Consider the following 13,831-nt stretch of genomic DNA (forward strand, 5'->3'; position numbering starts at 1 on the left):
CCCTACCAAATTGGAAGAGTCGTTCATATAATTCTATTATTTCTCAACTTAATTTTTCACTACCTTCAGTACCACCTTTTCTCCACTGTTCGTGATTAAATGAATGAAATAAATCCCTTCTGAGTCTCCTAACTCTACCTCAACTTGGTTAGCAGATTGGTGAGCGCTTTCATTGATTAACATTCCATGTACATTGTACACTTGAGTGGTGAAAGCACCATACCTACCACCTAAAGATAGTGTGACATTACTATTGGTTGGGTTGGGGAATACTGAGAGGTTGGAGTTGAATTGGTTTTCTGAAATGCCGACTACAGTTATTGGATAGCAAGTGGAAGTGTCTACACAGCCGTTTGAAGTAATTTCTACGGAATAGTTTCCTATTGCTGTTGCTGTAAACAATTGCCCTGTTTCATTCGGGATGATTGCATAATTATTATTGCAATCTAGCCATTGATAGGTGGCTCCGAAAGCATTTGCGGCAAGTGTTGTTGGACTAAGGGTTGCGACAGTGTTGTTTATTTTACTAACTGTTAGGTTTATGGTTAAAATACTATCACATCCATTATTTTTTAATGTGTCTGTATAAGTTCCTGAGTTAGTCCAAATGTATTTTCCACTTGGGGATGTGTAGCTAAAACAAGTATTAATAGATATTGAGTTCTTTATTTTACCGCAACTATTTGCTTTAACTAACCTTCCCATTGGAAAACTTCCAGTACTTGCACTATCAAAATTATGTTTCACTTGAATAGTATTCAAGACATAATCGTATTCATATATCACTCCTTGATTATTTGTCCCACCAAACTTTGTGGTTCCAATTAATTTACCATTCTTAAAACCTGACATTCCATCTTCAGGATTTGCACCGTTAATGCTATCAAAATCTAACTTTTTTGTATATAAATTAAGGGTGGGATTGTATTCAAATATTACGCCCTTATCATTTGCCCCTCCTAATTTAGTTACTCCATAAAACTTGTTATTTCCTGCTAAAAATAATTCCCCAACAGGAGTATGGCCATCTAACCCTGTAAATGTGTGAATAGTTGAAAAAGTATTAGTTAAAACATTAAATTTAAATAGATATCCCTTCACTAAATATTGAGCCTCTTGTGCACTAACCCCGTAAAGTGTACCTCCTTGGTCCTCCGTTAAAAAATATGATGATCTAGCATCTTGCAGATTATATAGCAAAGTATGAGAGTTTGTATTAATATCAAATTCAAAAATAGTGGTACCTACACCTGGATTATTTCCTATACCATAAAGCTTTCCATTTGAATGATGCAAAAGTGAGTACTTTCTAAAAGGAGCAGGCTGTCCTATAGTGCTGAATGTATGAAGAGTTATCATTGTATCTAATGTAAAATCATACTTGAACAATGAGACAAAATAGGGAGTTCCACCTTTTAATGATAATCCATATAAGTAACCATCATTGATATTGATTAAGTCACCAACCGGTAGAACCCCCCTAGGTAAATAATCATAAAATCGATCAACTTTTACTGTTACCTTTAGAGTCCTAGGATTAAATTCAAAAAGTGTACCTCCATCATATAAACTTCCAAAATTTCCTCCTGTAAATGTTAATCCATAAAGCATTCCATTATCTGCATAAGTTAATTTACCAGTTGGGTAAACAATCTCATCTACAAGGCCAAAATCATGAACTTTTTTAAACAAATCTAAATTGATATTATACTCAAATAGCACCCCGCTAGAAAATTGACCACCTAAACTTGTAACACCAATTAGTTTATTATTTGATATTTTCAATAATGAGCCTAATGGAGAAGCACCAGATTGTTGATTATTAAAAAGAAACTTCTGTGTTAAAATATTAGTATTAAAGTTATATTTAAAAATATCTCCATGATTGTTTACTCCACCAATGTGTGTCATACCATAAAGGTCTCCATTTGTAGTTTCTTCTAGGCTACCTCTTGGCTCAACACCTGACCCAGCACCATTGTATATATCTTTTTTCTTGATCAGAATATTTGATGAAATATCATATTCATATAGAGTTCCTTTATTATTAACTCCACCAAATCGGGTTAATCCATATAATTTACCATTTGAAGCTAATATTGGACTCTCATATGGTAAAGCACCATTTGTAATTCCACTAAAATCTACTTTTGAAACTAATGTATTTGTAGCTAATGTATACTCAAATAAATTTCCAAGTGATAAAGCTCCACCATCACGAGTAACTCCAATTAATTTTCCAGTTGAAACTTCTATTAAGCTTCCAAATGCTTTAGCTCCATTTGTTCCAATAAAATCTACCTTATTAGAATATGTATCTGTAATGATATCGTATTCAAACAATACTCCTAAATTAGAAGCACCTCCAGCACTAGTCATACCATACAATTTCCCATTCGAAGCCTCTAATAAAGAGCCATTGGGCTTTGATCCATTTGCAATACTAAAATCTACTTTTTTTATAAAAGAATTTGTATTGAGATCAAACTCATAAATAACCCCTTCATTATATACTCCTCCTAATGAAGTCATACCATAAAGCTTACCATTAGAAGCCTGAATTAAACTACCTAATGGGTTTCCGCCAAAAATAATTCCATCAAAATCATAAATAGTTATACAGGCTCCTTTATGATAATCATATTCATAAATTACTCCATAATCAAACTGTCCACCTTCTTTTGTTAAACCATAATATTTTCCATTATTGGCTTTACATAACTTTGAATTACTAGGAACCTTACCTCTATGATCACCAATTGAATATACCGTTTTAATATTCAATCCATTTGTGTCTGTAGTAAAAATAGACCCCATATTACTATTTCCACCTTGAGAAGTAGTTCCATAATATTTGAGTTGCTGCCCAAAAGCCAACGTCGCCAATTGAAAAAAGGCAATTAAAAGTAGTATTCTAGTTCTCATAGTTAGTCGTTTTTCTATTCAATAGTCAATCAAACAAATATACAGATGATTTAAGATTCCTTAACAAAATGGACAAAAAAAAACGACCCTCCCAAAATGAAAGAGTCGTTTGTGTAAATTTTATGTGGTTCTCTTTTTAATAGGCTATCAAGGCCAACAAATCCGCTTCAAACTTATTGGATGCCAAGAAGTTTTTCTCCAAAATAGGATTAAACGGAATCGCTGAATCTAAACTTGCGCATCGTTTTACTGGAGCGTCCAATTGAGTGAAGCAATTCTCCATAATCAATGCAGAAATGTCGGAAGCAATTCCTCCGCTGATGACATCTTCTTGCAATACAATGGCCCTACCTGTTTTATTCACTGAAGCGTAAATGGTTTCTGTATCCAACGGACTCAAGGTTCTTAAATCGATTAAGTCGGCTGAAATCTCAGGGTGCTTTTCTAGAACTGCCAATGCCCAATGCACGCCCATTCCGTAAGTAATGATAGATACTTGAGTTCCTTCTTTTACTGCTCTTGCTTTTCCGAAAGGGATCGTATAATATCCCTCTGGCACCTTTCCACTCAAACTTCTGTACAACGCTTTGTGCTCAAAGAACAACACCGGGTTCGGATCTTCAAAAGCGGTCAACAACAATCCTTTTGCATCTTCAGGGAAAGCTGGATAAACTACTTTTAAGCCCGGAGTGTGTGTAAACCATGCTTCATTACTTTGCGAATGATAAGGTCCTGCTGCTACTCCTGCTCCCGTTGGCATTCGCACCACTACATCTGCATTTTGTCCCCAACGGTAATGAATTTTCGCCAAATTGTTTACTATTTGGTTGAATCCTTCTGTTACAAAATCGGCAAACTGCATTTCCATCATGGATTTTTTCCCTTTGATGGACAAGCCTAAAGCGGTTCCGATAATGGCTGACTCACACAAAGGTGTATTCCGAACTCTCTCTTTTCCAAATTGAGCTACAAAACCATCTGTAATCTTAAACACACCGCCATATTCTGCGATGTCCTGCCCCATCAACACCAAGTCTTCGTGTTTTACCATGGCTTCTTTCAATCCGTCTGAAATGGCATCAATCAACCGTTTGTCGGCTAGCTCACCAGTTGGTTCAGTAACTTGGAAATCAAATGGCGCATACATATCGGCCAATTCTGTTGCAGTATCAGCCACAACATCGGCCTCGGCATAAGCGATAGCCAAACCGTCTTCTATTTCTTTTTTAATTTCTAGTCGCAGCAATGCTTCTTGATCTGCATCCCAGAAACCCATGTATTCTAAATATTCTCTATATCGGTCTACTGGATTTTTGGTTTCCCATTCTTCAAACAATTCATTCGGAACATATTTCGTACCTGATGCTTCTTCATGACCTCTCATTCTAAAGGTCATGCATTCCACTAATATTGGACGAGGATTTTCTCGCATCGATTCCGCCAAGGCTTTAATCGTTGAGTACACTTCCAAAATATTGTTTCCTTCCACTTTTACAGCTTCCATACCATAGCCTATTCCTTTGTCGATGAATTGCTGACACTTGAACTGCTCGGAAGATGGCGTAGACAATCCATACCCATTGTTTTCTACGATAAACAACACTGGTAAATTCCAAACTGCAGCCACGTTCAATGATTCGTGAAAATCTCCTTGACTTGCTCCACCGTCTCCGGTAAATACCGCAGTCACTTCTTTCTTTCGATCCAACAAACTTGCTAAGCCAATTCCATCAGCTACCCCCAATTGAGGTCCAAGATGAGAAATCATTCCTACGATGTTGTAATCATTCGTCCCAAAGTGAAACGAACGGTCTCTTCCTTTGGTAAATCCACTCATTTTACCTTGAAACTGCGCAAATAATCTGCTCATTGGAATTCCACGAGATGTAAACACGCCTAAATTTCGGTGCATTGGCAAGATGTATTCCTCAGGTTTCAAGGCCATTGCTGTTCCTACCGAGATTGCTTCTTGACCTATTCCTGAAAACCATTTAGATATTTTTCCCTGACGCAACAACACCAACATTTTCTCCTCTATCATTCGAGGTTTTAGCAAGTTTTTATATAAGTCTTTTAGCGTAGTGTGCGGAATATCTTTGTGATCGAAAAGTAAGCTCATCGTATTGAGTTTGGTATATTTTAAGCGACCAAAGTTATGTGAATTTAGCTAACTTTGGAGAAATCCATTAGCTCTTTTCAACAAAATGACTTTAGAAACTATCGGAATAATTGCTTTACTGGCTGCTGCTGTATTTTATTTGATTTATGCCATGCGCAAACAAATAAAATCCCACGACTGTGACAAATGTGGGTTAATGGAAATGAAGAAAGAAAGCGATCGAAAGAAAAACAACGTTTAACCCATTTTATGCCTTTAAAAAAGAAGAATAATCGAATAGAAAAACGACTGCGAATTATTTTGAGCGCAGCTATTCTTTTATTGATTATCTTATCCACTGTTTCTTATAGAAGTCTAAGTTCCTTTAAAGTTAAACGAGCTTGGGTTGTTCATACCTCTGATGTAATTTATAACATTCAGCGATTACTAGTGGAATTAAAAGACGCTGAAAATAACCATCGGGCTTACCTCGTCTCAGAAGACGAGAATTTTAGACGACCCTACATCAATTCCAAAATTGGTGTCATGGAGTATTACAATGAATCACAAGAATTAACCACAGACAATCCCAAACAGCAGAAACGATTCAAGCAATTGTTGGTTTTAATTGATAAGTGGTATTTTATTGCTGAAGAAATCCACATCGCCAAAGAAGATAGCTTGCTTAATAAGGCGATGATTAAAACTTCTTTAAAAAGAGAAATTGATGTCATGGATAACATCCAATCCATCATTAGTTTGATCCAAGAAACCGAAGAAAACCTGCTAGATAAGCGAAATAATGATGTGGAGGTTGCATTGGAAGAAAACTACCTAATCATTTCTATCTTTGCCGCGCTGACATTGATTATCATTATTTTAGCTTACCTCCATTTTATTCGGGACATTCAGATAAGAAGTGCATTAGAGTTGAAACTCCAAGAGTCTATTCATCGATTAAGCCAAACCAATCAAGAGCTGGAGCAATTTGCTTATGTGGCTTCTCATGACTTGCAAGAACCATTGCGAAAAGTAATTTCTTTCTCGGATATTATTCTCAGAAAACATTCCGATCAGTTGGATGAAAAAGGAAGAACTTATTTCGATCGGATGATAAATTCTACTTCTCGGATGCAGACATTGATTCAAGATTTATTGAATTTCTCTCGTTCAACTAGAAATATTGGTGATCGAAAATCGATAAAAGTCAATCAATTGATCAACGAAGTATTGGAAGATTTAAGTGAAGTTATTTACGAATCCAACGGAAAAGTAAAATTGAAATTGACCGATGAAACGCTAGTAAATGGAACCCCGGTACAAATGCGACAGTTAATACAAAACATTCTTTCCAATGGAATCAAATACCGAAAAAAAGATGTTGAACCCATTTTACGAATTAAGACAAAAATTATTCCATCAACTAGAATTGAAAACAGAATTCCACATATTGTCAGTGATGAATTCATAGAAATCACTATTAATGACAATGGAATTGGTTTTGATGAACAATACTTGGATCGTATTTTCACTATTTTCCAACGCTTACATGGTCGTTCAGAATACACCGGAACTGGCATTGGTTTGGCAATAGCCAAAAGAGTAGTAGAAAACCACAATGGATACATCACTGCTAAAAGTGAATTGGGAAAAGGCAGTACTTTCTTCATATATTTACCGGTCGAAAAAAAAGCCTAATCTTTGAATAGCAACTATTATCACCATTCAGTCCTCTTAATCAAACGAATCGGGATAGCTATTCTGCTGTATTCGCTAATGAGAGTTGCTTTTATTATTTTCAATAAAAGCTATTTTGCAGAGATCGACCCCATGGTTTTTATTGGTGGAATCCGATTTGATATATCGGCCATTGCTTACATTTTTTTTCCGTTTTCTATTGCTTCAGTTTTACCCCTCAAACAGCGCAATAAAAAAGGTTACCAACAAACACTAAAAGGATTGTTCTTGTTTTCCACAGCATTGAGTGTTTTGGTCTCTGTGATTGATATCGCCTATTTTCGATTTACTTTAAAGCGCACCACCGCCGACATTTTTGATTTTGTGGCTACCGGCGATGACACCCTTCGATTGATTCCTCAATTTATTTTAGATTACTGGTACCTTGGGGTGGTATTTGCCGTTTTAATGTGGTTCATCAATTGGTGCTACAATCAAACCAGGTCCAGCTTTATCCCTGAATCTAAACCCTGGAAACAATGGGTGATCATGGTGCTTTGGCTAGGAATTTTCATTACAGCGAGCAGAGGTGGCCTGCAAATGCGACCGATTACTTCGCTTCAAGCAAGCCAATATGCCAGTATTCAAAATGTTCCTTTGGTATTAAATACTCCATTCACCATTTCACGAACGCTCTTTAAAGAACAAATAATAGAAGTTGATTACTTCACCGAAAGCAAATTGAATCAACGATTTAATCCCATTTATAAATACACTGCAGAAAGCAATCAGCATCCCAATATTGTCTTGATTATTTTAGAGAGTTTTTCCAAGGAATACATCGGCAGTTATAATGGTGGAAAAGGGTATACTCCCTTCTTAGATTCTTTAATGGAAGAAAGTGTAGTATTTGAAAATGCCTTCGCCAATGGTAAAAAATCCATTGAAGCATTGCCTTCAATATTGGCTGGATTACCCAGTTTGATGGACAATCCATACATCACTTCAGGTTACAACAACAATTCTATACAAGGCATTGGAACCTTGTTATCACCGCTCAACTATTCAAGTAGTTTCTATCATGGAGGAACGAACGGAACCATGAGTTTTGATGCCTTTGCTCAAATGTCGGGCATTGAGAAGTATTACGGCAGAACGGAATACAACAATGAAGCAGACTACGATGGCAACTGGGGCATTTTTGACGAACCCTATTTTCAATATTTTGCCAAGGAATTGGGTAAAAAACAAGCGCCTTTCTTTTCTACTATTTTTAGTTTGTCGTCTCATCACCCCTACACGATTCCAGCGAAACACAAAGACCAATTTCCAAAAGGGATTTTAGATGTGCACGAAAGTGTGGGCTATTCTGATTATTCCTTAATGCGATTTTTTGAAACTGCAAGGAAACAGCCATGGTTTGAGAATACCGTATTTATAATCACTGCTGACCATACGGCACAATCTGCTCGCCCAAAATACTTGAATCGACTTGGAATTTTTACCGTTCCTTTATTGATTTACAATTGGAAAAATGGCCCCGCTGTTGGTCGTTACAGCCAAGTGACTCAGCATGCCGATATCTCGCCCATTTGCCTTGAAATCGCCAATTTTAATGGAGAAGCACTCAATTTCGGTCAATATCCATTAGACAGTTCCAAAAGCTCTTTTGCTGTGAACTACCTCACAGGAGTTTATCAGTTGATTGAGGGGGATTATACCTTGCAATTTGACGGTGAGAATACAGTGGGATTATACCATTATCCAACAGATACCACACTGACTAATAATTTAGCCGCGGTAGAAATGGCTAGGCGATTAAGTATGGAAAATAAACTAAAAGCAATTATTCAACAGTATAATCACAGAATGATTTCAAATGAACTTTCCTTAAAGAAATAGTCTTTAAATTTGAGGTTCTAAATTTTCCAACTTTGTCCACTCCTTCTGAAAAATACAATATCCTTTTCATTATCAATCCGCACTCAGGGGTTCAGTCCAAAGATAAGGTCGTTCAGTTGCTGGAAAAACACCTAGACCACGAAAAGTTTAACTACCAAGTCATTTATACAGAACACCCCAAGCATGCCATTACCTTGAGTAAAGATGGGGTGCTGAATAAATTGGATGCGGTAATTGCAGTAGGTGGCGATGGCTCTGTCAACGAAGTGGGACAAGCGCTGATACACACAAACACTGCATTAGGTATTTTGCCATTAGGCTCAGGAAATGGAATGGCTCGATCTTTAAAGATCCCAATGGATATTGCAGATGCCATTAAACGCATCAACCAATTCAATAAAAAGCGAATAGACACCGCCACCATTAATGGAGAACCCTTTTTGGGAACAGCCGGATTGGGTTTTGACGCCCATGTCGGTTGGAAATTTGCTGAATTTGGGCAACGTGGTTTCTTGTCGTACATGCAAGTAACGGCGAACGAGTTTTTCAATTTCATACCAGATCAATATACGCTAGAGGTGGATGGCAAAAGCATAGAATCGCATGCGTTTTTAGTGAGTTTTGCCAACTCTTCCCAATATGGCAACAATGCATGGATTGCGCCTTCAGCAGAGATCGACAATGGATTGATTTCAGTGTGTGTACTCGAACAGTTTCCTGCGCTGATGGTGCCTGATATGATTTTTAAGTTGTTTAGTAAGCAATTGGAAAAATCGAAGTACTATAAAACCTACAAAGGCAAAGAAATCAAAATAAAGCACCACAGAGACATTGCGCACATCGATGGCGAACCCATTAAAGTGACCGAAGATTTGGTGATTAAAGTGATTCCTTCTTCTTTGGATGTGATCTGTTAGGGTAACACTCTATTTTTAAGTACTCCCCTCCTTTATTGTTTTTTTTGGTTTATCTTCGGGTTTGAGAAAAGTACTTGACGAATTGATGATGAATATTTATCCATTTTTTCGTGACCGCCGTAGCGAAAACGACTAATACCTGTCCGCCGCGGAGGAAACGTTTTTGTAATTTAATTATCAGTCAAATAAATTATAAACAGTAAAAATAAAGTACATCCCGACATAAGGTGAATAAATGGTCCTTTCGCTTTATTCGGATATTAGCGGGCATTCAAATATTTGCAAATATTAGTTTTTAATGAGAGCAAGAATTTTAGTTATTGTGATTTCTATTTGTGTTCTTATTCCTTATATCGCAACGATATTTTTTATAAGAACTACCTCTACTTTTATATTACTCCCAATTGAATTTATAGCTTTTTTAATTTTATTATTTTCAAGTATTTATTACCTAACTATAGAAAAAAAGCTAATTAAGCGATTGATACTGTTTACCGCGGTAGGATTATCATTATTCTATTATTTATATTTCTACACAAGCATACTTTATGCAGCTGATTATATATTCTTTAAACAAAGAGAAATAAAGTTGAATGAGTTTGTTCTAGAAATAGAAAAATCTGAATCAATAACACAGATGTCAGACGGCCAAAGAACATGGAATACATTGAATCTTTATCCAATAAAACATAATTCAGAAACGATTGATACATTTCAATTAAAGTCTTCTACAATACCATTGAAGGAAATCTTCAAAAATGAAAATATTGAGAATGTTGATTATGAGAACCTTAGAAATAGACTTATTGAAACAGAGCTAATTAGTTTCGCAATCCTAGAAAATGGAATTATTTCTTTCACAATAGACGGTTTTTTAGACAATTGTCAAGGGTTTGCATACTCAAAGTTAGAATCCCAACCTAAATTCAATGATTGCGGAAGAATAGTTAATTGGAAAAAACTAAGTGACAATTGGTATGTATGGTACACTACCTAAATTATCTTTTATACTTTTAAGCAACTATATGACGACTTTAAATACTGACATTTCAGTTCTGTAAAGTTGTAACTTCGGCTCTTTTCGTATCGGTTGGACTGATTAACATACCCAACTTACAGACTGAAAACCAGGCTGATAAAAATAAAAACGACCCGCAAATATTCTGTATAGCTCATTGTTAGTAAGGTAGTTTGGTTAGCTTCTTCCCTATTTTCAACCCCACAAAATCCCCTCGACGGATTTTGTAAAAAAAGAAAAGTACAAAACATCTATTAAAGTTTATCAAAATATAGTGTAACTCATGTATCTTTAACTTTGTAACGCATGTATCTTAACGAACATTAAAAAAATGACCGACCACCAACCATATGAAGAGAAACTAAATCGACCACCTGACTTTGCTGTCGACTATTGTTTTCTGCCAGAAAAAGAAGGTGAAAGAAGTTCAGGACTACCAGTACAAGGCTTCCGTTCCGACTTTTGGTACAAACATGAAAATCATATACCAAATCAGAGTTTTATGATTTGGTCAGAGTTTCTCGATGACCAAGGGAGGGTAATTATAACCAAAGAACACAATGTTTCACCTTCAGGAAAAGCTCAAATGTGGATAATTAATGAAGAAATGATAAAGTACCACCAAGAACGAATTCATGAAGGAATTGTTGGGATCTTTATGATAGGTGGAACACGAGTAGCAAAATGTCAAGTGGCAGAAATCGTTGGACTCAAAACACGTCAGACAAAGTGAAATAAAAAACAGTGCACAATCGAACAAATTTCTCAGACTAAAATAGTCGCAGTTTAAAAGAACATCCCTTCAAAGATCTATTTTAGTTTAGAGAATCTATTAAAAAATTTCATCTGTTGAATACAACAAATAAAAGTGTAACTCATGTATCTTTATCTTCTGCCTGCCGCAAGCAAGGTTGTACCTTGGTATCTTAACGAACATTTCACTCATTAAAATTCAAAAGTTAAAATGGAAATTTATCTGTCTAAATATTATTTTATAGTTTCTGAAGAAGATGACAAGTAATTTACAAAATAAACTAAAAGGTCTAATTCATTATCCCAAAAAGGATAGTCTCTTTTCTCACTTTAAAACAACATTTTTTGTTAGATATAGATATTCAGGCACATACTCAGATGATGAAATTAAAATATGGAAACTAAGCCTTTGGTTTGGATCTTTTTATCCTGTAATTCATGGTAGACTCATTGAAATTGATGGGCAGTTGAAACTTACTTTAAGGACCAAGTTAAATTCTTTTGGAACTCTACTTTGTACCCTGACTATGTTAGCTTGGTCTTATGCTACTATTTCAGGATTACTCATACAAGAGAATAATGAATGGACATTTTTATGGAAACGACTAATTATCTGTATTGTAATAATAGGTATCCCTGTATTATGCTTCAAATTGGCCTACAGATATGAAAAAAAACAAGCTCTTTCTGAATTACAAGAATTATTAAAAAAGTAGCTAAACCCCGCCCCCGCGGACTTATAGTCCTTGAAGGAAAAACTTAGTAGCCAAAAATGCAAATTAATCTCAAAATTGACGCTATAGAATTATTCTTTGTTCATCTTCAAATCAATATCAAAAATTATATATTTACAAAAGGGCTAAGTTCGTTTTGAGACGAACTGGCGTTGGCGGTAATATTCACTAAATCAATAAATATGTTTAAGCAATTATCTTTTATATTATTAACTCTTAGTACTTCTATTTTGTTTGCGCAAAAAGCAGACGTTAATGAATTTGATCCTGCATATATCAATTGGTACAACAAAGACTTATCAAACGACAAGTTACTGGGGGCAAGTATTGACAAAACATATGATGAAATTCTAATTAACTTGACTCCTAAAAAAACAGTAGTCGTTGCTGTAATTGATGGTGGTGTGGATATAAATCACAAAGATCTTGAAAATAAAATATGGGTCAATGATGATGAAATTCCTAACAACGGAATTGATGATGATAACAACGGTTATATTGATGATATTAACGGCTGGAATTTCATCGGTAATAAAGAAGGAGAAAATGTTTTATACGAAAACCTTGAATTCACAAGAATTGTAAAATCACAAGATACAAATCATAAAGATTACGAAAGAGCTAAAAAACTCTATAATGAAGAGTTATCCAAAAGGAAAAAACAGTTAGATAATTATCTAAATTTTAAAAACGTTTGGGATAATTCAAAAAGGATTATCAAAGAAAATACAGACATTGAAATAAAGAGCCAAATTGACTTAAGAAAAGTAAACTCAAACAAAAGTGAAGTATTAAATGCAGCAAGTTTTCTTAATAAAAAGTATGATCAAGGTGTAGACGATGAATATATTGAAGATTTAATAAATCATTCAAAATTATATTTAGACTATTATCTTAATGTCGATTTTGATGCCAGAAAACTAGTAGGTGATGATCCATTAAATATGGAAGAAAGATCATATGGAAATAATAATGTTAAGGGTTCAAGGTCTGACCATGGCACAACCGTCGCAGGTGTTATTGCAGCAACTAGAGACAACAATATAGGTATTAACGGTATAGTAAATGATGTAAAAATAATGGTACTTAAGTCAACTCCAGACGGTGATGAAAGAGACAAGGACGTAGCTTTATCGATAATTTACGCAGTTGATAATGGAGCAGACATAATAAATATGAGTTTTAGCAAAGAGCTATCTCCTCAAAAAGAGTTTGTTGACAAAGCTATAAGGTATGCTGAAGAAAATGGTGTTCTATTAATTCATGGTGCCGGCAATAAAGGTGAAAACTTAGATCAAAACGAAAGGTTTCCAAGTGATATTTACCTTGATAAAGTCGAAGCGACAAACTTTTTGAATATAGGAGCTACACAGATGAATCTCAATGCTGAGTTAATTGGCACGTTCTCGAATTACGGCATAAAACATGTCGACATATATGCACCTGGCGTAGATTTAATATCTCTTGACTCATCAAACACTTATAAAAAAACTACTGGCACTAGCATTGCAGCTCCAGTTGTTTCTGGTGTTGCTGCCTTGATATTGTCATATTATCCTGACCTAACTCCACAAGAACTTATTACTATTTTATTAGAAAGTTCTTACAAGGTTACGAAACCAAAAAAAATATTGACTCCAAACCTTGCTAGTTCGGAAAGACAAAAAGCAAAATTTTCTACACTTTCTAAAAGTGGTGGAATAATTAATGCGTATAATGCATTCTTAAACATTCAAAATAATATGAATAACAAGGAATAAATAACAACTACCAACATACGATACATTTCATTGATAATGATTTAAGT

10 protein-coding genes are annotated in these 13,831 nt (G+C 35.2%); 8 read left to right on the forward strand and 2 right to left on the reverse strand.

Annotated features, from left to right (window positions below; all coding sequences use genetic code 11):
* Nucleotides 1-48: 48 nt before the first annotated feature.
* Both ACTB0X_RS03440 and ACTB0X_RS03445 read right to left on the reverse strand, forming a co-directional pair.
* Nucleotides 49-2,925 (reverse strand): T9SS type A sorting domain-containing protein, encoded by a 2,877-nt coding sequence (locus ACTB0X_RS03440; RefSeq protein WP_463023591.1) that lies wholly within the window; start codon nt 2,923-2,925, stop codon nt 49-51.
* Nucleotides 2,926-3,061: 136 nt separating this feature from the next.
* Complete coding sequence (locus ACTB0X_RS03445; protein WP_463023592.1) at nt 3,062-5,044, reverse strand: alpha-ketoacid dehydrogenase subunit alpha/beta; 1,983 nt, start codon at nt 5,042-5,044, stop codon at nt 3,062-3,064.
* 85 nt (nt 5,045-5,129) lie between these two features.
* Here ACTB0X_RS03445 and ACTB0X_RS03450 point away from each other — a divergent pair, with 85 nt between their 5' ends.
* The 8 genes from ACTB0X_RS03450 to ACTB0X_RS03485 all read left to right on the forward strand — a co-directional run bounded on the left by ACTB0X_RS03450 (nt 5,130) and on the right by ACTB0X_RS03485 (nt 13,784).
* Nucleotides 5,130-5,285: a FeoB-associated Cys-rich membrane protein gene (locus ACTB0X_RS03450; RefSeq protein ID WP_463023593.1), complete on the forward strand. Its 156-nt coding sequence runs from the start codon at nt 5,130-5,132 to the stop codon at nt 5,283-5,285.
* Between the two features lie 8 nt (nt 5,286-5,293).
* Entirely contained in the window at nt 5,294-6,721 is a 1,428-nt protein-coding gene (locus ACTB0X_RS03455) for a sensor histidine kinase (RefSeq protein ID WP_463023594.1), read from the forward strand.
* A gap of 3 nt (nt 6,722-6,724) precedes the next feature.
* On the forward strand, nt 6,725-8,602 hold the full coding sequence (locus ACTB0X_RS03460; RefSeq protein ID WP_463023595.1) for an LTA synthase family protein: 1,878 nt from the start codon (nt 6,725-6,727) through the stop codon (nt 8,600-8,602).
* Between the two features lie 32 nt (nt 8,603-8,634).
* Nucleotides 8,635-9,519, forward strand: coding sequence for a diacylglycerol/lipid kinase family protein (locus ACTB0X_RS03465; protein ID WP_463023596.1), 885 nt, complete (start codon nt 8,635-8,637; stop codon nt 9,517-9,519).
* A gap of 298 nt (nt 9,520-9,817) precedes the next feature.
* A complete protein-coding gene (locus ACTB0X_RS03470) occupies nt 9,818-10,516 on the forward strand; it encodes a hypothetical protein (protein ID WP_463023597.1) in 699 nt (232 codons plus the stop codon).
* Between the two features lie 352 nt (nt 10,517-10,868).
* A complete protein-coding gene (locus tag ACTB0X_RS03475) occupies nt 10,869-11,270 on the forward strand; it encodes a hypothetical protein (RefSeq protein ID WP_463023598.1) in 402 nt (133 codons plus the stop codon).
* 277 nt (nt 11,271-11,547) lie between these two features.
* On the forward strand, nt 11,548-12,006 hold the full coding sequence (locus tag ACTB0X_RS03480) for a hypothetical protein (RefSeq protein ID WP_463023599.1): 459 nt from the start codon (nt 11,548-11,550) through the stop codon (nt 12,004-12,006).
* Nucleotides 12,007-12,206: 200 nt separating this feature from the next.
* On the forward strand, nt 12,207-13,784 hold the full coding sequence (locus ACTB0X_RS03485) for a S8 family serine peptidase (RefSeq protein ID WP_463023600.1): 1,578 nt from the start codon (nt 12,207-12,209) through the stop codon (nt 13,782-13,784).
* Nucleotides 13,785-13,831: the final 47 nt, after the last annotated feature.

This window comes from Acidiluteibacter sp., from assembly GCF_055129545.1.

Bases quoted from the DNA above. Each gene is read 5' to 3' on its own strand.
- ACTB0X_RS03440 (WP_463023591.1), bottom strand. From the start codon at position 2,925: ATGAGAACTAGAATACTACTTTTAATTGCCTTTTTTCAATTGGCGACG.
- ACTB0X_RS03445 (WP_463023592.1), bottom strand. From the start codon at position 5,044: ATGAGCTTACTTTTCGATCACAAAGATATTCCGCACACTACGCTAAAA.
- ACTB0X_RS03450 (WP_463023593.1), top strand. From the start codon at position 5,130: ATGACTTTAGAAACTATCGGAATAATTGCTTTACTGGCTGCTGCTGTA.
- ACTB0X_RS03455 (WP_463023594.1), top strand. From the start codon at position 5,294: ATGCCTTTAAAAAAGAAGAATAATCGAATAGAAAAACGACTGCGAATT.
- ACTB0X_RS03470 (WP_463023597.1), top strand. From the start codon at position 9,818: ATGAGAGCAAGAATTTTAGTTATTGTGATTTCTATTTGTGTTCTTATT.
- ACTB0X_RS03475 (WP_463023598.1), top strand. From the start codon at position 10,869: ATGACCGACCACCAACCATATGAAGAGAAACTAAATCGACCACCTGAC.
- ACTB0X_RS03480 (WP_463023599.1), top strand. From the start codon at position 11,548: ATGACAAGTAATTTACAAAATAAACTAAAAGGTCTAATTCATTATCCC.
- ACTB0X_RS03485 (WP_463023600.1), top strand. From the start codon at position 12,207: ATGTTTAAGCAATTATCTTTTATATTATTAACTCTTAGTACTTCTATT.